A 23266-nucleotide genomic window follows, 5' to 3' on the forward strand; every position below is an offset into this window, starting at 1 on the left:
CAAGTAAAATAGTAAGGCAACTAACGAGGCAGGCGGTTTGGTGAGGCCAGACGCACAGTTTGTTATTAAAAAGTTTCGGATAAAATAGGAGGTTGTACCATGATGAAAAATATCGAAATCACTCAAACAGGATCTTGCTGTGCATCACCAATAGGAATAGAAGAATCAGGAACCGATCAACGAAACTTGAATCATTTGCCCGTCGCCATTGTCGGGGCTGGTCCAATCGGTTTAGCGGCAGCAGCTCATTTAATGGAGCGAGGGGAGAATTTCATTCTACTAGAGGCTGGAGAATATGTTGGTCATAATATTTCAGAGTGGGGCCATGTTCGCTTATTCTCTCCGTGGCAATTCAATGTTGATAAAGCGGCCGAAAGATTATTATCTTCTAACGGTTGGGTAGCTCCCGAACCTGATGAACTGCCTACAGGATATGAATTATTGGAGCGATATTTATTGCCATTTTCACAACTTCCATATATCCAATCTCGACTTATGCTAAACTCGAAAGTAGTAGCAGTAAGTAGAAAAGATACGGATAAAATGAAATCTGCGAATCGCGAGAGTATGCCATTTGAGATCTATGCAAAAGTTAATGGAACACTTCAGCTTTATGAGGCTAAAGCAGTAATTGATGCTTCGGGAACCTGGGGACATTCAAATCCACTTTATGCGAGTGGCGTATGGACGCAAGAAGAACAATTACTTAGTAACAATATTTTCTATGGTATTCCTGACATAAAAGGGGAGGCAGGGAGTAAGTACATTGGCAAGCGGATTGCAGTTGTCGGTGGAGGCCATTCGGCTTTAAATACGCTCCTAGAGCTTGCAGAATTAAAGGAATCCTATCCAGAAACGGAAATTGTATGGCTTATGCGAAAAAATAAAGTGCAGGATGCATACGGCGGGGAAGAGAACGATCAGCTTACAGCAAGAGGAGAGCTTGGCACGCGCATTCATCATCTGGTAGATTCGAAACAAATCAAAGTCATGACACCGTTCAAAATCCAACAAGTAAAATCCAAAGAAACAAAAATTACAATAAGTGGAATGCTTAATCAGACAGCTATGGATATAATCGAAGTGGACGAAATTATTGTAAATGCTGGAAGTCGACCGGATTTCTCCTTCCTGAGGGAGCTGCGCTTAAACATTGATCAAGCTACGGAAAGTGTAGATACGTTAGCGCCACTTATCGATCCCAATGTTCATAGCTGCGGTACTGTGCGTCCACATGGTGAAAAAGAGCTGCGTCATGCAGAAAAGGGATTTTATATAGTTGGAATGAAAAGCTACGGTCGCGCACCAACCTTCCTAATGGCAACTGGTTATGAACAAGTTAGATCCATTGTAGCCTATTTGGCAGGTGACTATGAATCCGCTCTGAAGGTTGAACTGGATTTACCAGAAACAGGTGTATGTAGTTTAAATAATTCACCTTCACCTTCGAAGAGCACCGAAAGTTGTTGCACAACCGATATCTCTTAGAGAAAAACAGAATAGTGATTTCATGTAGGGAGCTTCCTCGCGGCAGCTCCTTTTTTGTTCGTTTTTAAGTAAACGGGCAGTTTACAAAAGCTGGATTAGTTGTTACGCTTGCATCAAGGGGGCGAAATAAAGATGAAGATGGTTCCTGCAACTGATTCAGACTATGGATACATACGAGAACATGACCATCATATTTTAGAAAACTTGATATTGCCCAAAATAAGGGGAAAAGAAATATACATACTAAAGAACCAAGATGAGAATAGAATTGGATGGCTGAGATACGGATACTTCTGGGATAACACACCGTTCATGAATATGATATGGATCGATGAACAATATCGAGGCAAGGGTTTAGGAAAGCAAAGTGTCCTCATATGGGAAGATGAAATGAAACAAAATGGCTTTAAACTTGTTATGACGTCCACTCTCGCTAATGAAGAGTCACAACACTTCTACAGAAATTTAGGATATCGGGATGCCGGATGTTTATTGCTCGAGAATGAGCCCATGGAAATTATTTTGACTAAAAAATTAATTTAAATGATGGCAATTACTCTAACGAAGAAGGTGATCTTGTTGAAAGACTGCTTGTTTGAAAATGAGATTTTACTATGGCCAGGAGCAGCACCAGGTTCTGAACATATTCAATTAAACCAAAGTTTTATCGAAAGAAGCATAAACCCGGAGATAAAAGACAGAGCTTTTATGGGAATCACCACCCCAAGCATTATTCCTTTTTTTCCGGAAGAGGGGAAAGGAAATAAAACAGCGGTTGTGATTGCTCCCGGCGGGGCCTATGAACGGGTGGTTTACGACAAAGAAGGTTACGATAGTGCCAAATGGTTCAACGCTTTGGGAGTTACAGCTTTTGTGCTGAAGTACAGGCTACCTGGTGAAGGGCACGAGAAAGGATATTCGGTTCCCTTGCAGGACGCGCAAAGAGCAATGAGGCTCATTAAACATAATGCAGACCAGTGGAATTTGGATCCGAACAAAGTAGGGATTATTGGTTTCTCCGCGGGTGGTCATTTGGCAGCAACTTTAGGAACCCAATATAGTACTCGTGTATATCACCCCCTAGATGAGGCGGATGAGTTAGATGCTCGCCCAAGCTTCCTAATTCTTGGATATCCGGTGATCAATCTTGGGGATCGAGAGCCCAAACCGAACTTCGAGCCGTTGCGAATGTTCCCCAATGATCAGCTAGTTGACGCAAATCATCCGCCGGCCTTCATCTTTCACGCCAATGATGATACTGCTGTTTCTAGTGATCATAGCGTCAAGTACTACTCGGCATTAAAGAAAGCGAACGTGGAGGCCGATCTGCATATTTTTAGAAAGGGCGGTCACGGTTTTGGTATTCGTTCTGCCAAGGGGCCTGTCGCTATGTGGCCGAAGTTGTGTGAGGAATGGTTGTCAGACAACAACTTTATCTAATTAACCGAGAAACTGACGAAAGTGATCCAAGTTGATTTCTTACACCCGCTGGATCCCAATTAACTGCATAGAAGAGTCCGGGAAATTAAAGAAAAAAGCTCTCTCCTTGTGAAGGAGCTTTTTTTGCAATCCTGTCTTGAGACAGCAGGATAATACCAAAGAAGGGAAACGAGGGTGGTTATCCAAGTGTAAATTTGAGCCATTTTGAAGAAACTAATTTTATAGGAGGTGTAATTTTTGTTAAAGAAAAAAATCTACTTTAGGACGCTCCTGTTTTCAATTGTTTTCTTTATTTTTCTCTTCTTGCCCGCAGGATCTTTTAACTTTTGGGAGGCATGGATTTATTTTGTGATCTTTTTAGGTTCAACGTTCGTTATCAATGGTTATTTTTTGAAGAGAGATCCTGAACTGATAGAGAGAAGAAGTAATGCTAAAGAAAAAGAAAAGGAACAAAAAATTTTCCAAACCATATCGGGTATTTCTTTTGTAGGATTGTTAGTCCTTCCTGGTTTAGACTATCGGTTTGATTGGTCAAATGTTCCTTTATTTATTGTATTCGTTGCAGATGTCATCGTCTTACTTGGCTTTTCGATTGTTTTCTTAGTCTTTAAAGAAAATTCTTATACGTCTGCCATAATTGAAGTGAACGAGAACCAGAAAGTTATATCTACAGGTCCATACGCGTTGGTTCGGCATCCAATGTACACCGGGGCTATGTTTATTATACTTTTCACTCCTCTGGCATTAGGTTCAATTTGGGCAGTGATTCCCTCGATTACTATAATCATTTTTATCGTTCTAAGGCTGTTAAATGAAGAAAAAGTATTGTTAAAAGAGTTAAAAGGATATGAGGAATATTGTAAGAAAACACGTTATCATTTAATTCCCTTTATTTGGTAACATTTTCAAAGCCATATTTGGTTTCTAGTGTCATTTGGTTACACCAACGAAAAACGATGCTAAAATAGAAGGTAACCAAAAAAAAGATAGAGAGGTTTACCCATGTTGATAAGAGAGATAGAGGAACAAGATAATAAACAAGTAGAGTACCTTATTAGAACTTGTTTGGTGGAATTTGGGGCGAATAAGCCAGGGACTGCTTGGTCTGATCCGAGTTTAGGAGATTTTTATAATCTGTATAAAAATGAGGGTTCTAAATATTGGGTTGTTGAGGATAACAAAAAAATAGTAGCTGGTTGTGGTATAGGACCCGTGATGGGCTGGCCAGATATATGTGAATTGCAAAAGATGTATGCATTTAAAGAAACACGAGGCACGGGAATTTCAAGCGAGTTACTGCAGGTTGCCCTAGATTTTGCAAAACAGTACTATGAAAAATGTTATCTTGAAACTCTTAGCAATATGGTTGCAGCCAATAAGTTTTACAAAAAGAATGAGTTCATTCAATTAGAAAAGCCATTAAATGCAACGGAACATTTTGCCTGTGATACCTGGTATATTAAAACGCTAAAATGAAGTTATGCAATCATAGCCGGAACGAGTAGGTAAGCAACTAAAGGAGATCCATACGCAATGAAATCTGACCGTATAAAATTACCAATGGGATTTTGGACGGGATTACAGCAATTAGGCATTGCTCCACACGACGTAGCTCGCAAAGCGCGGCTGCCGCTCACCATTATTACTGAACCCGCCGCAGTCACCGCCGACCAATATTTCAGAATCTGGCAAGCATACTCCGATCTCGTTGGTGACATAGCCATCGGAATCATCAAGCTTGTAAGCGTCTTTGAAACGACACAATACCCACCGACCGTCTTAGCGACCTACCATGCTCGTGATTATCGCGATGCCCTTAACCGAATGGCCCGGTACAAACAACTATGCCCTCCGGAAAGCTTGCGTATAACCGAAGAGGGTGAAAGCTGTACAATCGAATTGGACTGGATGCGCAGCGAGCAACCCGGACCGCCAATGTTGGTTGGCACCACACTAGCCTTTCTTCTAGAGCTTGGGCGACGCGGCACCGGCCAGCATTTAACTGCACGGTCCGTAGAATTTTCCAACGCGATGGGCGATGTAAAGGCCCTTGAAGGTTACTTCGGATGCCCTATCCGGATTGGTGCAACCGAGAACCGATTGACGCTGCATCGAAGAGATCTGGACCGCCTCTTTATTTCGTATAACAAAGAGTTGCTGGAGATCCTGACTCCCGTCTTGGACCAATCATTGGATGAACAACGCAGCCGTTCAATCCCCGAGATGGTCAAGTGGATCTTGAAGCGCAGCCTAACCGGAGGGCGCTTTGACATTCGGGCTGTGGCGAGTGAGTTGGGCATGAGCGATCGTACCCTGCAGCGCCGTCTTGCTGACGAAGGGACAACTTTCAATCAGCTGTTGACACAGGCAAGGCATGAACAGGCACGAGAATACTTGGCAGACCCTAAGCTTGACATAAAAGAAGTGGCATTCTTAATTGGGTATGAAGATCAGAACTCATTTTACCGCGCCTTTCGCCTTTGGGAAGGGGATACTCCTGCAAAATGGCGTTCTGAATATTTAGGGGCAAATCCGTCGTAATAGAATTACCAACCTAACGGTTCTACTCAGGGGTGGCATTTTCCGGTTTTCATTAATTGGCGGGTTAAACAAGAAATTTGGCGTTGTACGCTAGTTACCGAACGATCCAGACAAGGTAATATAATCTCTATCCGGAGCACAAGGAAGTTTCAATAATAACTTCTAGTCAGCTTACTACGGATGACAACAAAGGAGACATATATTATGGATATGGGATTAAGGAACAAAACTGCTTTAGTAACTGGATCGACGAGGGGTATAGGAAAAGCAATTGCCATTGAACTTGCCAGAGAAGGTGTCAATGTCCTCGTTAATGGACGGAATAATGAAGTGGTAGAACGAACGGTAAATGAATTGAAGTCGGAGTTCCCGTCTACCTCCCCTCGTAATGCTACAGCCGATATTGTGGATAGGCAGCAAAGAGAAGCTTTATTTGAGAAATATCCCGATGTTGATATTCTGGTTAACAATATGGGTATTTATGAAATCATGTCATATGAGGACGTTGATGATGAAATATGGGAAAAATACTTTCGAACGAATGTCCTTGCCGCTAATGGTTTATCTAAATTTTATTTGCCTCAAATGTTGAAAAACAATTATGGACGAATACTTTTCATTGCAAGTGAAGAAGCGATTATGCCTTCAGGGCAAATGCCTCAGTATTGCATGACCAAATCTATGTTATTATCACTGTCAAAAAGCTTATCTAAACTAACGATAGGAACGGAAGTCACATCCAACACGATCATGCCAGGACCAACGCTTTCCGAAAACGTATATCAAATCATTGACAATTTGTTTCCGGATGATATGGCATTTTCGGAAAAAGAGAAAAAATTTATGGCTGCAAACCTGCCCCAATCCGAAATACAGCGGTTTATCAAGCCATTTGAAATAGGTAGGCTGGCTGCATTCGTATGCAGTCCTTATGCATCGGCATTTAAAGGTTCTCCAATCCGTATGGACGGAGGCATGGTGCCTACAATTTTTTAAGCTAACCTATATACTACCGTAACAATATTAAGCTCTAACGAGAAACAATAGTGGGGGAGCAGGCAGTGAGGCAGCTCCTCTTTTTTGAATGATGAATTATTCTATATTTTACAGTCGGGTGACAAGAACATACATGCTTATGACGCTGCTTATTTTGCGGCTTTTTTTATTTTACAATAAATGATATTTGGAGTCAGATGAAAATTTTTTTGAACCGAATATCCATTTATTACGCCAATAAGAGTATAGAGGGAAAGGAGTGACAGTATGGATTTGGAATCCGAGCGAAAGTTATTGGATGAAATAAGACAAGGGAATAAAGAAGCATTCCGTACTTTGGTGAATCCTTTGATATCCGGGTCCTTCCGGTCCGCATTAGCTATTCTAAGATCAACGCAGCTGGCGGAGGAAGCTGTGCAAAATTCGCTGATCGACTTGTATTCATCGATTATGCAGGGGAAGGACATTCAGCATATACGAGGCTGGTTCAGCCGCGTTATAGTAAACCGATCGTTAGATATCGCAAGGAAAGAACACAACCACAAGAATAGTCTGGACATCCACATGTTGGACATTCAAGACAGTTCGGTATCTCCATTAGACGATATCTTGAAGAAAGAGCAGTCTCAGCGGGTTGTTGATTCCGTTATGTCATTGGAGCTGCAGCACCGGGTTGTGGTAGGTCTATATTATTTTCAGGAGCTCAAAATTGAGGAGATCGCTGCCCTGCTGCAGATTAAGGAAGGAACGGTCAAATCGAGACTTTACCATGCCAGATCGAAGCTGAGCCAAATTCTTCATGTGTCCCATACGCAAGTAAAGGAGGTTCGGATATGAAAAACGAAAGAGATCTAAAATCCAATTTAGAACAAGCCTTTGATCGTGTTCCGGAATCGCTGTATCGTTTTGTCGATGAATTGCCGGATCGCTTTGAAAAAGGCGAGTTTGGGCACACAGTAGAGCTCGTCGCAACCAAGTCCCGTTCGCCGCGGTTGATGGCTTTTTCGTTCAAATACGCTGCGGCTGCTGTAATTCTGGTTATAATTGTTTCAGCCGTTGTGACAATGTCGCCTGCGTTTGCTTCATTCGTAAAAGGGGTGCCTGGATTCGAAATAGCCGTGGATTGGTTGACGAAAATCAGGGAGCGTGACGGGGTTCAAACGGCAGTCAATCATGGGTATACTCCAATTCAGCCGGTGACTGTCCAGTTAGACGGAACCACGATCACAATCAATGATATGTATTTGACGGACGAGGAGCTGCTATTTAAAGCTTTCATTCGCACCGATGAATTTGATGTGTCGGATAATAATACCCCGGTTCATCTCTACATTGGTCCAAAAAATTTGCGTGGAGGCGGATCGACTACGGCTTCTTCTATCGTAAGAACGACGGATGGCAACAATATACCTATCCTGCAAGACACATATAAATATCAACTAGAGAATGGTGCAGCTGAACAGTTTCTGACCAAGGGAGACCCACTATTATTAACAGTAAATAAAAGTACGGTTGACCGTGAGTTGAAACGATCGGAAATAAAGGAACTAGGTACGATTACTGTTCCTATTGATCAAAGCACACTGCTGCGTAATAAAATTTACGAACCGAAACAAACGCTATCCTTCAGCGATTTGGACTGGAAGGAGCTAAAGTTGGAGAAGCTGACGATACAGCCGACGACGATGAATGTCATAATCAAAGGCGAAAAGGGATGGGATTTATATTTCCCAAGGGAAGAAGACGTAGCTCCGTACTTAAAAGACGGTAAAGGGAATGTGTATCGTTACGATCCATCAGGTCCGGGTCTAATTCTAGAAGAAGGTAAGCAGCAGTTGCCATTCTCATCATCTGTCTTCTTTGATCCTAACATCGATAAGTTGTATTTACATATTGGGGAGCTTCATGTTACCGAACGCGAACCAAGCGGGAGCTTCAAATTGTCGATGAGTGATGTGTTTCCCAAAACGGTTCGCTTTAAAAACAGGGATATCGTCATTGAAGGAGCCGAACATCATCCAGAAGGATATATTCGTTTGAAAATAAGAAAAGAGGCTCCTGATCAAAGATATATGGACGGCGTCTGGTTCGACATTGCAGAAAAAGAAGATTTGACGGCCAACCTCGATAAAGAAGATATGGCTGCATATGAAGCGTTCAGCCGAAAGCAGAGTGAGCTCAGGGAATCACTTAATGCCAGCGGTTTCGGGAGTGCGGAAGACTACAGGGAAATGCCGTATCTCAGCGCCTACATCCTAGCGCCCAAACTGGAGAAGTATACGATTACGATGTCCCGTACTAACGATCGTATCGTTGTCAATAAAGATTATCCGATTCAATTGAATATTAAGTAAGTCAGAGCAAAACAAGTATCGAAGCAGTATAGCGGCAGCTGGAGAAGAGGAGGGGAGCAAATTGCTTGTTCTCCTCCATTTAGAGCGGCGCGTTTTTTTATCGGTGCAGCATCACCATCTGTCCAGAATGTCATTGTTTATATATTGGCAAAACGATCGTTGCGATGGTTCCATTTCCAATTTCAGATTTGTGCTCTATCCTGCCATTATGGCGTTCAATTAACTGTTTGCAAATAGATAAGCCTATGCCCGTCCCGGTTTCCTTAGTCGTAAAGAATGGATCGTAGATTCGATCCAGAGTTTCCTGAGACATGCCGGTCCCATTATCAGTGATTTTAATGAAAATGTTATTAGAAACTGTTGCAGCCAAAATTTGTATCACACCATTCGTTTTCGAAATGGAATCGATAGCGTTTTTCAATATATTCAAGAACACTTGCTCAAGCTGAGAAGCGTCGCCATAGGTGAAAAGTTCTTGCTCGGAAATATTTGTTGAAAGATCAATCTCATCGCTTAATACGATCTGATCTACAATGCCGATAACTCTTTGTAAAACCCTTTTAACATCAACAACTGTCTCGTCATGATTTATGTTATCGCTTTTTCGTGCCAACAGCAGGAAGTCCGTAACTAACCTATTTAGGGAATCTATTTCATTAATACATAAATCAAGATAATGAGTCAGTTCGTCCGCCTTAATTACCGGCTGCAGAAGTTTGTGCTTAGCTAGTTGTGCGAAACCTTTGATTGATGCTAGTGGATTCCGTATTTCATGAGCCATACCTGCTGCCATTTGTCCCATTACTGATACCTTTTGCGTATGTAAATGATCAATCTGTTGTTCTTTACTTGCCAGATAGCCTTGAGCAAAGCCGGTAAAACGATTCCAATTACATTCCATTAAGCGGTTGACAAAAAACACACGGTCACTAGAATCATCCACATACTCTTCGATAATGTCAATCATGATACCTTGAGAAGTTAAATTTAAGTTTTTGCTTATTTCCAGAACGATCTGATCGTGCTCACCTAAAGTGTTAGCTGTAAACTTTCCTTGCACATATCCTTGTGCTTGTGATGAAATCAAATAGTCACTATATTTAGCAGATGTCATAAATAAAGCATGGATCATATCTGTCTGAATCTCTGTGATACTCGCGATTAAAAAATCTTGCTGTGTCTGAACAAACATATCTGCTTCATGGCTTTGGTTACGGATGGCATCGAAATGCGTATCCAGAATTTTCGGGATTGAAGAAATTAATATCGAACGAAGGCTATCATGATTACGCTGCATAATCATCCAACTTTCTGAGTTGATTTTCACTATTTCTCTATAAATTTATGTATTCCTGCTATATATAAATTTTTACGCTCTCGGTAACTAGGTAGGTGCTAATTATAGTGAGCATTATTAGATAGAATTTTTAAAAGGTTTCGATCTTTGTCAGTTGAGCATTAACAGAAAAGCAGACCAAGACTGTATTTTTCAGTTTTGGTCTGTTTTTTGTGGATGCTTCCACCAAGACTTGCAGGTTAAAAAGAGACTATACACGTTGTGGGGACTATTTTTACTAAAGGAGTTAAATAAGAGCTATCGCTTGTAATGATATGTACCTCTACAATATAAATACGATTCAAAAAGAAACCGTTTACAATACCTTGTATGTGATTTTCGGACTATGGCAAGCCATTTCAAGTTAAAGAAAGGGTGCGGGACTGTGCCTAAGTTTCTGTTGTGGTTAATCGTATTCGGCATTGTATTGGGAGCTATTCCGGTGTTGTTCATCGGGGCAACCTCTTACTATATGGCTTCCGGTGATATAAAAGATAATGCTAATGAAAGCAATGCCCAGATCCTGCAGCAAACTCAAATTCGCGTAGAGCAGGTGCTGAAAACTCTTGAGCTTTCGGCCATACAATACATGAATTCAACGATCGTGATCAATTCGGCCATTCAGCCGCTTGATCCTTACGATTTCACCAGGATCCGGGACTTATCCAAAGGTTTATACAGCCTTCAGACATTTGCCCACGTAACCGACGCATCACTGATCAACCTGTACGACGATTGGATTGTCAATTTCAGTTTATTCCGCAGCTTTAGCACCCATCCGTATCGGCAACAAATTATGGAATATACAAAGCATCGAAATAACATGTTCTGGGTATACCGCAAATATGTGAATCTGACCTCAGAAGGCGAGGGGGATACCGTGTCGGATACGAATGTGGTGAATTCCATCAGTCTGGTATGCAAAATTCCGGCAATCCCCAGCCCGAACACTCCCCGCGAATTGCTAATTATTGATATTGCTATGAAAGAATTCAAGGAGCTGCTTACTCAGAATAATCGTTTGGGTGAAAAATATATTTTAGACCGCGATGGCAACGACTTTCTATCTGTAACAAAAGGCAATTACTCCGAGATCAATACGGATATCGTTAATAAAGCAAAAGAAGCGAACGAAGAAGTCGGATTTGTCAATGAGATTTTGAACGGCACTCCGGTGTTGGTTAATTACAGGGTGTCGAATTATAACGGCTGGATTTACGTATCGGTCGTTTCACTTGAGGAAATCACGACAAAATCGCGTAAGATCGGGGGGATTACGCTGGCCCTTTGCGTAGTCATCTTCGTCATCGTATTCCTGTTTGCTTGGTTAGGGAGCCGACGCATGTATACGCCGATCCGCCGGTTGTTCGAATATTCCAAGGAAGTTGGGGCATCGGAGCAGCCGGAATCGGGCTCGGATGAATTGTGGATTATCGAAGAACGGTTCCGCACATTATCCAGCACCGGGAAGCAACTACAGCAGCAAATCACCGGTCAATATGACCATCTGAAAGAGTTTTTCGTGTTGAAGCTGTTTAGCGGATTGATCTCGGAAAGTGATTTCTTGTATCGAACGAAAATTTTCGATTTTCCGACGGAGTGGAATAAGCTCGTAGTCCTCACTATACAAATCGATACGATGCAATTCACCAAATACCGGGAACATGATAGAGAGCTGCTTCTCTTCGCCATCAATAACATTGTCTGCGAACTGTTGCCTCAGGCGAACCGGTTTAGTCCGATCCTGATCGATCAGTCGCAAGTGTCTCTGTTGGCCTGTGAAGAAAGCGACTCTTTACTGCTGAAGCAGCGGTTGCATGATACGGCACAAATGCTGAAAGAGAATATTCAGCAGTACCTGCAGGTTAAAATCAGTATCGGTATCAGCCGCCCTTTCGATCGGCTCAGGGAGGCCGTGCGAGCATACAATGAATGCTTGGAAGCGCTGCGTCGAAGAATCAGTCTCGGGCAGGAGCTGATTGTACACTTCGAGGATATCGATTCGACGCAAGGCAATAAGTCGGCCGTATATTCTCAGCTGAAGATTTTAGAGGACCAATTGGTAGGGGCTCTCAAGCTGGCCGACCAAGAGCGCGTCCATCTAGTCTTCCGGGAATACATGGAAGCTGTGATCCAGAAGGAGGCATACTCTCACGAGTTTTCGCCGTTGATGCTGCAATTGATTTCCCGAGTCTATCAACTGATTCAAGAGCTAGACATTCCCATACGTAAGGTTCTTGGCGAACAAGCCACCATCGATTATTTTCAAAAGCTGAACGCGTTAGACGAAATTATGCAATGGTTCTGTGAATGTCTGTTTGATCCGGTTACATCCTATTTGACCAAGCAAGCAGAGACCCAATATGTCAATATCGCGAATCAAATGATGAGGCTCGTCCATGAGCTGTACAATCAAAATATCTCTCTGGAATCCTGCGCGGAAAGCTTAAACTTCCATCCGGCTTACTTAAGTCGAGTATTCAAAAAAGAACTGGGCATCAACTTTATCGATTATTTAGCGGAGTATCGGATGAATGTCGCCAAGCATTGGCTGCAGCACTCCACTTTGAAAATCTCCGAGGTTGCGGAGAAGTTCAATTATACGAACAGCACAGCCTTTATCCGAACGTTCCGTAAAGTCACGAGCATGACCCCCGGTCAATATCGGGAGTTGCATACCCATATTAAGAATTGAACATAGTACACAAAGAACCAGGCCCGACGGTTAATCCCGTCGGGTTTTTCCTTGCTGCTCAAAGGCTTCGCACCATAATCAAAAACGGACTATGCAAGTCAAAACCAGTCTATTTTCCCTTCGTGCAAGGCGGTAGATCCAGGTTTGACGAGTTGTCAAAAACAGACTATTTATTGTTCCAGGAGTCTGATGCACAATCGAAGCATGAGCCAATATTGGTCATTCATAGTCGATTGGAAGGGGATGTTGCATGTCAGCAAAAGCAGATCTATCAACCGTAATGCCTGCAAGAAAGTTACAAGTCAAAAATAAGTTTATGCGCGAAATAATTCGGGACAAATGGTTGTACATTATGGCTCTACCGGGAATATTGTACTTCCTGATTATCAGGTATGTGCCCATGTACGGCTTGGTCATCGCATTTCAAGACTTTAAACCGCATATCGGCATCTTAAATAGCCCTTTTGTCGGGTTGAAGCATTTTGAGCGATTTTTCGGTGAGCCGATTTTCTGGGAGCTGTTCCGAAACACGGTGTTACTTGCCGTTTACAACATGATATTCTTCTTTCCAATGCCAATTGTTTTGGCTCTGATGATGAATGAGGTGCGAAGAGAAAGATTCAAACGATTTGTTCAGACACTGATGTACATTCCCCACTTCGTATCATGGGTTGTCGTCGTCGGGATTTTCTATTTACTGTTAACCACGGAAGGAGGCGTATTGAATGAGCTGATTTACGCGATGACCGGCAAGAAAATTGCCTTTTTATTGGAAGCGGATTGGTTCCGAACGTTGATCGTCACGCAATCCATATGGAAGGAAGTCGGTTGGGGGACGATTATCTTCCTTGCCGCTTTATCGGGAGTGGATCTTCAATTATATGAAGCATCCCGCATGGACGGAGCCAATCGTTGGAGACAGCTTTGGCATATTACACTTCCGGCGATCCGAAGCACCATTGTTATCCTTCTCATCCTGCGACTTGGATCGTTCCTGGACAGCGGCTTCGAGCATATCTTCCTGATGCTGTCTCCGACCAACCGGGAAGTCGGGGAAGTTTTCGACACTTATGTGTTCTTAAAAGGACTTTCGCAAGGCCAGTATAGCTACAGCGCCACCGTCGGGATGTTTAAATCGGTTGTCGGCTTAGTATTAGTGTTAACGGCTAACTGGATGGCTAAAAGGTTTGGGGAGGAAGGCGTTTACTAATGTTACCATTCATTACTATAGGTGAGGGGGGAACATCCCGTGGTTCAAGACAGGACACTCGGAAACAAGCTTTTCGACGGAATCAACTATACGATATTGTTGCTGATCGGGTTAGTTACTGTACTTCCGTTTATCTACATTTTGGCGGTTTCGTTCACCGATCCGCATGAGGTGGCCAAGGGGGGCATTATCCTGTTCCCCACTAAATTTTCTCTGGCGTCGTATGAATACATCTTTTCCACCAATACGCTCTTACGCAGCTTAGGAATATCGGTATATATCACGGTCCTTGGGACTCTAATCAATTTGGTATTTACCTCATTGCTGGCGTATCCGCTTTCTCGCCCAACATTTCGCGGCCGGAATGTCATCATATTGGGCGTATTGTTTACGTTGTTGTTCAATGGCGGGCTGATCCCGACCTACTTCGTAGTTAAAGGTTTGGGATTGACCAATACGTTATGGTCATTGATGCTTCCAGTAGCCATCAACGGGTTCAACTTAATCGTCTTAAAAAACTTTTTTCAGCAAATTCCTGACGGGCTGGAGGACTCGGCTAAAATCGACGGCTGCAACGATCTGGGCGTGCTGCTTCAAATCGTAATTCCACTGTCTGCACCGGCGTTGGCGACCTTCGGTTTGTTCTACGCTGTCGGCCATTGGAACACATTCTTCAACGCAATCATGTACATTAACGACAATAAAAGTTGGCCTGTACAGGTGCTATTGCGGGAGATCGTCATCCTGGCGCAAACCCGGATCGGCGACACAAGCACGGATGAACAGCTCATTCAGCCGCTCACGATCCGGATGGCGGTCATCGTCTTCGCGACCATCCCGATTATGCTCGTTTATCCATTCTTGCAGAAGCATTTTGCAAAAGGCGTACTGTTAGGTTCGGTTAAGGGATGACTGGACTTTACAACAGATCCGTTATCATTTAATAAATCACTTTAATCTAAATTAGGGAGGGCTCAAAAAAAGCGTATACGGAACAGTTAATCAATCAAGACTTGCAAAGCGAAAAAATAAGGGGGATAAGAACATGAAAAAATGGGTTGCATTATGTAGTGCCATCATTATGGCGGCGGGTGTAGTGACAGGATGTGGACTGGATAAACCGGCAAGCACAGGCGAAACAAAAGGAGCTTCAAAAGTGGATGATACTCCATTGCAATTATCGATGGCGCTTCAACAGGTGGGAGAAATTCCATCGAAAGGCAACGAATTTGAGCAAGAACTGGAGAAATACACCAATACGAAGTTGGATATCCAATGGATTCCGAATGCGGCTTATGACGAGAAGATTAACGTTATGATCGCCTCCAACGAGCTTCCCAAGCTGGTAAGACTTAATTACGTTCCTACGACAATTAACGCGATGCAATCTGGTTTATTTTGGGAAATTGGACCGATGCTTAAGGATTATAAGAATTTGGCTGCTCTAGATAAGCAATATTTCGAGAACGTCTCTGTGGAAGGTAAAATTTACGGCGTTCCCGTTCTTCGTCCCATTGGCCGGGCAGCCATCGTCTATCGAAAGGATTGGTTCGACAAGCTAGGGCTGAAAATACCGAAAACATTGGATGATTGGTACAAAGTGATGAAGGCCATCGCGACCGAGGATCCGGATGGCAATAACAAGGCGGATACTTACGGAACCCAGCTATACAAAAGATATAATGAAGGAACTCAACCTCCTTTAACTCGGATCGCTGTTACTCAAGGCGCGCCGAACCGTTGGGCAGCAGAGAACGGTAAATTTACGCCGGAATTTATGACCAAGCCGTATGTAGATACCATGAAGCTGTTCAGAAAGCTATATGAAGAGAACCTGATCAACCAAGATTTCGCCGTATACGACTTAACCGAGCACGATAAAGCTATTGATAGCGAGCGGGTAGGTATAAAGCTCGGTGGAGTAGCCACCAATGGACGAAGCTTCCAAGACCGCATGGCCAAAGTGAATCCCAAAGGCGTGTTCGATATGGCCTTCTTTGAAGGACCGAACGGCATCAGGCAGACTGGAGAACCGGGTAACTTCGGAGTAATGGTTATTCCGAAATCGTCAGTTAAGACCGAGGCTGAATTGAAGCGCGTCCTAACGTTCCTGGATCAACTGCTCGATTCGAAGATGGCTACCTTGCAGCGTCGTGGTATTGATGGCAAGCACTACAAAGTATCGGCTGACGGCAAAAATACGGAAATCACCGACTTGAACTTATTCAACAAAGAAATCAAGCCATATCGCGACAACCTGATCAGCTTAGAGACCTTGAACGTGTTGCCACAGATTGATTCACCGATCGGGGTGAAAGGGAATCAAATGGAAGGTGAAGGCACCCAATATTCTGTGCCAAACCCGGCATTGACCCTAAACTCTGCGATTTACAGTGAACGCGGTAAGGAGCTGGACCAAATGATCTGGGACGCTCAGACCAAGTACATTATGGGCAGACTTGACGACGCAGGCTGGAAGGATGAGGTGGAAAAGTGGCGCAAAGCGGGCGGAGATCAATTAATTAAAGAATACGAGCAAGCTTACGCCAAAATGAAGAAGTAATCGAGGAAAGTATTACCGACGAAGAGCAGCAGAAAATAAAATAATCAGCAATAAACGGGGTCAGCCTATTAAGTTACCAGGGGCTGAACCCGTTTTGTCGTATTCGTGTTGCGCTGAACTATACTTTTTAAACACTGGATGTAACCTTTTTATACCCTTTCCGTCTATAAGCTAGAGGCTTAAGGAGGGGTTTACTGTGAAAAAATATATCCTTATTTTCATCTTGTTATCTCTGTTATTTATCCTTGGATGCAAAGAGAAGAACCAGGATGCTATTTTGAGTATCGACGAGGTTTCAGTTAATCTGATATGTAAGCAGGAAGCTAATACAAATGAATGTACCAATCAGAAATTTAAGGATTTCCAATCTTTTCAAATATTCAAAACTGCTTTAGAAAGTGCAGTAAAAATGTCTGAAAAGATTGATTATGCAGCAGAATACAATTTGAGCATAACATTCCAGGATCAAACAACAAAAGATTTTCATCTTGCTTTAGGTACAAATAGAGATATGAAGGGGTTATTGGTAGACCTTAAAAATACCAATCAAGGTTATGAAATTCCTATAGCACATGCGAACAAATTAAGGGATTTGATACGGGGTTAGAAAATTTTTTTGGTTTTTTTGAAAGGCAGGATCGTACAGCAAGCTATATGGAATGCAATTTCATCAATTGATAATATCTCAACTTACATTACAAGTAACAATCGGATAGAATAAAATAACTAGCTTGCACTGCAAGTTAGTTATTTTATAGCTCGGTACCTTGTTGTGCAATATAGCTTGGAGGGCACTATTGGAGGAATGCTTATGTTCAGTCAAATGGTTAGAGGAGTGCTGGAGGGGTGCCTTCTTGCGGTTATTGATGAAGAGGAAACGTACGGATACGAAATTATGGAGAAGCTCGCTCGTAGTGGCTTTGTGTTCGCCAAGGAAGGAAGTATCTATCCGCTTTTGCTTCGTCTGGAGAAAGAAAATCTTATAGTAAGTACACAGCGACCCTCTGGTTCCGGGCCTAACCGCAAATACTATCGAATGACTCCTGAAGGAGAACAGCAGCTGCAATTATTCCGTAGCAAATGGTACGAACTAAGTATTGCGGTAAACCGTATAATAGCAAAGGATGATGTATAATGTTGAATGCAAAGAATAAAACCTTGTTAAATGAAATGAAATTCTACGTTCGGAGCAGTTCCGTATCGGATACCAAAGCTAGTGAGATCCTAATGGAGCTTGAAGACCATTTATTAACTGCTCAGCGGGAGGGGAAGTCGTTCGAGCAAGTATTCGGCCAAGATCTTAAGTCCTATTCTGATGAGATCATTCGGGAACTCCCTAAATCCTCGAAATGGGAGCAATTAAAAACATTCGCACCCATAATCCCCTTGCTACTTCTATGGCGTTTTCTGAACGGTTTCAGTGGAGACCTGACGATACCGCTATATGAGAATATCACCTATATAATGATCTCCGTTGCTTTGTGCTTTGGATTACTCACCATTCTTCGTGCGGGCGCTTTCTCCTCTAAGGGTAAATCCTTCTGGTTGATGTACGGAGTAGGTATGGTCTTTTTGCTCACCTATGTTGGATTCTTTCTTGTTTCCAATCGTCTATTTCCCGCTGATCCCCAGCTCGTTCTTCATGGTGGTACCGCTTATATTACTGCCACAGTCAGCCTCGTCATCATTCTCTTTTCGTTATTTGGCCCGTTGTTGAAAAAGAAACATTAAGCTTTACATGAATTTATGAGCTTACCCAAACGCATCTCTAGCATGAACGTGGTGTTATCGAATGCCTGCACCTTCTTCGATTCGATTAAGAAAGTCAATGCTATTCTCCATGCAATCCCTATATTCTTTAGGCTTATAGGATTTATAAAATGCATTCATAAACCTATGTTCAAGAAATTAGTGCTAGATATTAAAACAATATATAACCCAAAGAGGTTCACACTTTGATTAAAGTCTACACCGAAATCGAAATAAAAGCTCCAATCGAAGTTTGTTTTGACCTAGCAAGAAATATAGATATCCATACTGAAACTGTATGGAAACATACAAATGAAAGAGCTATTGCTGGAATAACTACAGGAATGATTGGAGAGGGAGATACTGTTACATTTCAAGCTACACATTTTTTAATAAGACAGACTCTTACTTCAAGAATATCTGAATATAGAAGGCTTTATAAATTTGTTGATGAGATGATAAGTGGCGCTTTTAAGCTCCGCTTGGAATTAGTGGTTGGATCGTCGAAAGAGTAATATTAAAAGTATATATGAAGAGATTTTTGAAATACCGAAATAAATTACTTAAGATAAGAGCAGAGAAATATATTTTCTAGCAAAAGGCGGATCAATGAATCTTGAATTTTAATAGTTAATACCTATAAAGTTAATGTTAAATATATATTATACCAATTGAAAGTTGAATGATAAGATAGGTACCATTAAGTAAACGGAATAATTAAACAATATTATTAAGGGGTACCTTATGGACAAAAATACTGCTCAAAATCGGGCTGAATTATCAGGAAAGCTAACAAACGTATTAGATTCTCGATCGTTAACAAACTCTCATAAAAGGCTTGCAGATATACTCACTAAAGGCATGACGGTTCTTGATGTTGGTTGCGGTACAGGAGCAATAACACGCGGAATAGCGGAAGCAGTAGGTCCAAACGGGCGTGTTATAGGAATTGATAGTAATCCAAGCTTAATCGAAAAAGCCCGCCGAGCACATGGAGGATTGCCAGGATTATCATTTGAAACAGGTGACATCTATAATCTTACCTATAACAAAGAATTTGATATTGTAACCTCCGCTCGTGTTTTAATATGGCTTTCGGATCCATTGAAAGCATTGAAAATGATGATATCGGCCACTAAAATTGGGGGGCGTGTTATGATTTCTGATTACAATCATGAGAAGATATCATGGGAACCACTGCCCCCTCCAAGCATGCTCTCTTTCTATACATCATATTTAAAATGGCGTTCCGATGCAGGCATGGATAACGAGATTGCCGATCACCTTCCTGAAATGTTTCAAAAAAGCGGTATTGAAGAAATTACTATAACCCCCCAACATGAGGTAACTAAGCGAACAGATCAAGAGTTCCAAACTCGAATTGGATTATGGGCAGATACAGCTTCAAGCAGAGGAGTTCAAATGGAAAGAGACGGGTATATTTCTGAAAATGAATATATGACAGCAGAAAACGAATATCGGGAATGGATGGTACAAGAAGCCGTGTCTTTGACGATGTATATGTTAGCAGTTGAGGGTGTGAGAAAGTCCAATAAATTTATAAAAGGGAAAATATAGGTGGCGTCGAATAAGTATTTTGATCAATAAGAAAGCGGGAGTCCTACTGGTTAAATCATTTTTTTTGGAAATAAAGAACTTGAGTTTAGCGGAGGGTGTGAAGAATATGAAAGAGAAGGTTCTCGAAGTTTACGATAAACTTGCCAAAGACTACGAAATACATGTTGATACTCAGAGTGGGCATAACGCTTATTACGAACGGCCAGCCATGATGAAACTCATGCCAACTCATATGAATCAACTTGCAGTCCTAGATGCTGGTTGTGCCGCTGGGTGGTATACTGAACAATTTATAAAACTTGGTGCGCAGGTTACAGCTGTTGATTTAAGTCCTGCAATGGTAGAAGCATGTAAAAGGCGAGTCGACAATGAAGCAGGAGTATTCACTTGTGATTTAACTGACACGCTTCCATTTAAAGACGAGACCTTCAACCTTATTGTAAGCTCATTAACTCTACACTACATTGATGATTGGGTGCCAACCTTTCGTGAATTCCATCGTGTCATGAAACCAGGTGGACATCTGATTTTCTCCGTACATCACCCTTTTATGGTCTTTAAACACTTTGAAAAACCTGATTACTTCGCCCATGAATTACTGATGGAAATATGGAACAAAAAGGAGTCGGGTCCAGTGGAGGTCACGTTTTATAGGAGACCGCTTCAAGAAATCATTAACGTTACATCAGCACAATTCGTAATTGACCAAATCGTTGAACCGCAACCAGATTTAGATTTGAGAGACAAACCCGAGTCCATTGACTGGTATAACCAATGGTTTGATCGTCTTTCGACCAATCCACATTTTCTAATTGTAAAAGCACAAAAATAAAATCATTAATTCAGAAACTGCTTATTTTAGAGGCTGACATTTTAACTTTGCTAGTACCAAGCCCGCTAGGAGAATTCTTCTAGTGGGCTTGTTATTTTTGTAACCATGAAGAGGATAGTCAAGTTTGGGTCAGATAGTAAATGATCCAAGGTATGAATCAACAAAATTCGACGATTGTATAAGATTGGAGCATTTGATCCAATAATGATGAACATGGCTACCATAAGAATGCGATAGGTTAAAAGGATATGTGTAATGATCGACAGCCGTTTGTAAGGGGAAATTTGTGAACGGTGAACTTGAGATGGGATGTTAGGTATAATTCTGGTAGGGGGAATAAATTATGAGCAGAGAAGATAAACAGTCAGCTTTTGCAATTTGGATCAGTTTAATCAGTAACATCGTTTTAACCTGCATCAAATTTTCTGTTGGTTTATTATATAATAGTCCAGTATTGATTGCTGACGGCGTTCACAATGCGGGGGATGTGGTTGCTACCGGTGCGGCACTTAGCTCCATGCGTGTATCCAAGCAGCCTCCGGATGAAGATCATCCTTACGGACACGGAAAAGCAGAAGTTGTGGGTGCAGGTATTGTGGCCATTATTTTGGGGATGGCTGGAATCTATATGGGGTACCATTCCGTAAAGGTACTTTTTGAACCTCCCCATAATGCAAGCGTTATAGCTTTAGTGGCTGCAGCGTTTTCTTTGATTTTGAAGCAAGTGCTTTATGTATATACGATGTCTATCGGGAAAAAAATGAAAAGTAATGGTTTGATCGCAACGGCCTATGATCATCTTGCAGATGTATATGCTTCGATTGCAGCAGTAATCGGGATCGGTTTAGCTATGGTTGGAGATTACTATAATATTACTTTTTTGTCTTACGGAGATCCGATTGCAGGAATCGTAGTCGCTTTTTTTGTGCTAAAGCTGGCTGTTCATATGGGAAAGACATCGGTTGGCGTTTTGATGGAAAAGAATGTCGATTCAGAGAAATTGAATGCATTTGTCAACTTGGTTCGATCGGTTCCAGAAGTTAAACGAATTGACCGAATTCGGGCAAGAGATCACGGACATTACATTATCATCGATGTGAGAGTCGGTATTCCGGCAGATTTAACCATTCAGAACGGACATGATATTTCCCGACACATTAAAGAAACGATCATGAATCAGCATCCCGATGTTGAAGAAGTATTAGTCCATTTAAACCCATGGTACAAAGAGAATGGTTGAGTATCTAAGGAGGCTTTCTTGAATCCAGTGCAATAGACGGCGCAATGAATGCAACCGTCTATCCAGAAGGACCTATGGGGAAATAATGGATCAGTTGGAGGATGACCCATATAATATCTTATGTAAATCTATCAAATTTGGAACGACACATTCCCCGTTGCAAGCGCCTATTTAGTTAAACAGTCCAATCTCTATTCCTCATTCGTTCATAAAATACAGAAGTTGTAAAGGAAGGAGGAAGACACTATGGGATTGGGAGTTGGAGGAGGCAGTTGTAGCTGTGCAGGTTTTTTTACTTCTACGGGTGTAATTCTCGTACTATTTATTTTGTTGGTTATTGTTTCTCGTTCATTTATCTAACAGATACAGACGCACTGCCCTCTTTCCTGCGGGATTGAGGGCTTTTTCCCATAATAACTTATTGACCCACCTTATTAAAAATTTTGTATTTCTCGGCAGTTAATGTGTAATTAAATAGAAAAAATTTACCGGTGACATAAATATGCCTACATATGTTATTTTGAAAAACTTGAGAAATCAGGCTTTTGAAGGGCCTACTAACCTCTGTAATTTCATAATAACGCTTGCTATACGAGATATGGTCCCAACATCCTCAAAGTAAGATTGAACTGCTGGAATTCAAGTGGGCTAATATGCTAGTTCATTCGGTCATATCAAACCGTCATAGTTGTTTTGGTACAAAAGCCCAAAAAATAGGCATTTGAATCAGTAACAAGTGCGGATGCTGCTCCATAGACTGTTATCATGTTCAATAAAGATCAATCTTTACTTGATACCAATTACAAAAAAAATGGAGGTATTTACAATGAATAATTTCCAAAATGAGCTTCAACAGTTGAACGTTTCCCAATTTCAAGCAGGTGAGATGACACCTTGGAATCAACAAAACCAGTACCCGACGGGTCAGTTTCCGATTGGCGTGAACCCGGCAGATCCTTCAAGGCTATGTGTTGGCTTCGGCGGGTTTGGTGGCCGCTGCGGTGGCTTCGGCGGTTGCGGAGGATTTTGTGCTGGATTCTGTGGCGGATTCTGTGCTGGATTCTGTGGTGGATTCTGTAGCGGATTCTGTGGTGGTTTTTGCAACCAGCGCTGCGGCGGATTTTGTCACCATCGCTGTCGTTAACCCTTAATTCCCATCATTACCAGTTTCTTAAGAGAACCGCATAGGCGTGAAGAAGCGAATGCCCCTGTACAGCGATAGGCTGTTAGGGGCATTTAATAAT

23 protein-coding genes are annotated in these 23266 nt (G+C 42.0%); 22 read left to right on the forward strand and 1 reads right to left on the reverse strand.

The window, feature by feature from the left end; translation table 11 throughout:
• Positions 1 to 102: 102 nt before the first annotated feature.
• From ACFQ0C_RS15790 to ACFQ0C_RS15830, 9 genes are all read left to right on the forward strand, one after another.
• Complete coding sequence (locus ACFQ0C_RS15790; RefSeq protein WP_379368196.1) at positions 103 to 1488, forward strand: NAD(P)-binding domain-containing protein; 1386 nt, start codon at positions 103 to 105, stop codon at positions 1486 to 1488.
• A gap of 132 nt (positions 1489 to 1620) precedes the next feature.
• Positions 1621 to 2031: a GNAT family N-acetyltransferase gene (locus ACFQ0C_RS15795; protein WP_379368035.1), complete on the forward strand. Its 411-nt coding sequence runs from the start codon at positions 1621 to 1623 to the stop codon at positions 2029 to 2031.
• 36 nt (positions 2032 to 2067) lie between these two features.
• Positions 2068 to 2928, forward strand: a complete 861-nt coding sequence (locus ACFQ0C_RS15800; protein WP_379368036.1) for an alpha/beta hydrolase — start codon at positions 2068 to 2070, stop codon at positions 2926 to 2928.
• Between the two features lie 237 nt (positions 2929 to 3165).
• On the forward strand, positions 3166 to 3828 hold the full coding sequence (locus tag ACFQ0C_RS15805) for a methyltransferase family protein (RefSeq protein WP_379368037.1): 663 nt from the start codon (positions 3166 to 3168) through the stop codon (positions 3826 to 3828).
• 102 nt (positions 3829 to 3930) lie between these two features.
• Entirely contained in the window at positions 3931 to 4404 is a 474-nt protein-coding gene (locus tag ACFQ0C_RS15810) for a GNAT family N-acetyltransferase (protein ID WP_379368038.1), read from the forward strand.
• A gap of 57 nt (positions 4405 to 4461) precedes the next feature.
• A complete protein-coding gene (locus tag ACFQ0C_RS15815; protein WP_379368039.1) occupies positions 4462 to 5469 on the forward strand; it encodes an AraC family transcriptional regulator in 1008 nt (335 codons plus the stop codon).
• A gap of 204 nt (positions 5470 to 5673) precedes the next feature.
• A complete protein-coding gene (locus ACFQ0C_RS15820; RefSeq protein WP_379368040.1) occupies positions 5674 to 6465 on the forward strand; it encodes an SDR family NAD(P)-dependent oxidoreductase in 792 nt (263 codons plus the stop codon).
• A 267-nt stretch (positions 6466 to 6732) separates the two neighbouring features.
• The gene (locus tag ACFQ0C_RS15825; RefSeq protein ID WP_379368041.1) at positions 6733 to 7302 is read left to right on the forward strand and encodes an RNA polymerase sigma factor; all 570 of its coding nucleotides are present in this window, start codon (positions 6733 to 6735) and stop codon (positions 7300 to 7302) included.
• The gene (locus tag ACFQ0C_RS15830) at positions 7299 to 8819 is read left to right on the forward strand and encodes a DUF4179 domain-containing protein (RefSeq protein ID WP_379368042.1); all 1521 of its coding nucleotides are present in this window, start codon (positions 7299 to 7301) and stop codon (positions 8817 to 8819) included. Before ACFQ0C_RS15825 ends, ACFQ0C_RS15830 begins: the two co-directional genes overlap by 4 nt.
• A gap of 130 nt (positions 8820 to 8949) precedes the next feature.
• On the opposite strand, the gene ACFQ0C_RS15835 is transcribed toward ACFQ0C_RS15830, so the two are convergent.
• A complete protein-coding gene (locus ACFQ0C_RS15835) occupies positions 8950 to 10116 on the reverse strand; it encodes a sensor histidine kinase (protein ID WP_379368043.1) in 1167 nt (388 codons plus the stop codon).
• Between the two features lie 424 nt (positions 10117 to 10540).
• Here ACFQ0C_RS15835 and ACFQ0C_RS15840 point away from each other — a divergent pair, with 424 nt between their 5' ends.
• From ACFQ0C_RS15840 to ACFQ0C_RS15900, 13 genes are all read left to right on the forward strand, one after another.
• Positions 10541 to 12850 (forward strand): helix-turn-helix domain-containing protein, encoded by a 2310-nt coding sequence (locus tag ACFQ0C_RS15840; RefSeq protein ID WP_379368044.1) that lies wholly within the window; start codon positions 10541 to 10543, stop codon positions 12848 to 12850.
• 280 nt (positions 12851 to 13130) lie between these two features.
• On the forward strand, positions 13131 to 14060 hold the full coding sequence (locus ACFQ0C_RS15845) for an ABC transporter permease (RefSeq protein WP_379368197.1): 930 nt from the start codon (positions 13131 to 13133) through the stop codon (positions 14058 to 14060).
• A 39-nt stretch (positions 14061 to 14099) separates the two neighbouring features.
• Positions 14100 to 14972, forward strand: coding sequence for a carbohydrate ABC transporter permease (locus tag ACFQ0C_RS15850; protein WP_379368045.1), 873 nt, complete (start codon positions 14100 to 14102; stop codon positions 14970 to 14972).
• 133 nt (positions 14973 to 15105) lie between these two features.
• Positions 15106 to 16623 (forward strand): extracellular solute-binding protein, encoded by a 1518-nt coding sequence (locus ACFQ0C_RS15855; RefSeq protein ID WP_379368046.1) that lies wholly within the window; start codon positions 15106 to 15108, stop codon positions 16621 to 16623.
• A 196-nt stretch (positions 16624 to 16819) separates the two neighbouring features.
• Entirely contained in the window at positions 16820 to 17230 is a 411-nt protein-coding gene (locus tag ACFQ0C_RS15860; protein WP_379368047.1) for a YhfM domain-containing protein, read from the forward strand.
• Positions 17231 to 17434: 204 nt separating this feature from the next.
• Positions 17435 to 17758: a PadR family transcriptional regulator gene (locus tag ACFQ0C_RS15865; protein WP_258211757.1), complete on the forward strand. Its 324-nt coding sequence runs from the start codon at positions 17435 to 17437 to the stop codon at positions 17756 to 17758.
• Entirely contained in the window at positions 17758 to 18354 is a 597-nt protein-coding gene (locus ACFQ0C_RS15870; RefSeq protein ID WP_379368048.1) for a hypothetical protein, read from the forward strand. The genes ACFQ0C_RS15865 and ACFQ0C_RS15870 overlap by 1 nt, the downstream gene beginning before the upstream one ends.
• A 224-nt stretch (positions 18355 to 18578) precedes the next feature.
• Positions 18579 to 18887, forward strand: a complete 309-nt coding sequence (locus tag ACFQ0C_RS15875) for an SRPBCC family protein (RefSeq protein WP_379368049.1) — start codon at positions 18579 to 18581, stop codon at positions 18885 to 18887.
• A 229-nt stretch (positions 18888 to 19116) separates the two neighbouring features.
• Positions 19117 to 19950 (forward strand): class I SAM-dependent methyltransferase, encoded by an 834-nt coding sequence (locus ACFQ0C_RS15880; protein WP_379368050.1) that lies wholly within the window; start codon positions 19117 to 19119, stop codon positions 19948 to 19950.
• A 106-nt stretch (positions 19951 to 20056) separates the two neighbouring features.
• Positions 20057 to 20782: a class I SAM-dependent methyltransferase gene (locus ACFQ0C_RS15885; protein WP_379368051.1), complete on the forward strand. Its 726-nt coding sequence runs from the start codon at positions 20057 to 20059 to the stop codon at positions 20780 to 20782.
• Positions 20783 to 21125: 343 nt separating this feature from the next.
• Entirely contained in the window at positions 21126 to 22022 is an 897-nt protein-coding gene (locus tag ACFQ0C_RS15890) for a cation diffusion facilitator family transporter (RefSeq protein WP_379368052.1), read from the forward strand.
• A gap of 246 nt (positions 22023 to 22268) precedes the next feature.
• Positions 22269 to 22382, forward strand: coding sequence for a YjcZ family sporulation protein (locus tag ACFQ0C_RS15895; protein ID WP_379368053.1), 114 nt, complete (start codon positions 22269 to 22271; stop codon positions 22380 to 22382).
• Between the two features lie 641 nt (positions 22383 to 23023).
• On the forward strand, positions 23024 to 23173 hold the full coding sequence (locus ACFQ0C_RS15900) for a hypothetical protein (RefSeq protein ID WP_379368054.1): 150 nt from the start codon (positions 23024 to 23026) through the stop codon (positions 23171 to 23173).
• Positions 23174 to 23266: the final 93 nt, after the last annotated feature.

It is taken from the genome of Paenibacillus sp. GCM10027630 (assembly GCF_042676305.1).
Lineage (GTDB): Bacteria > Bacillota > Bacilli > Paenibacillales > NBRC-103111 > Paenibacillus_S.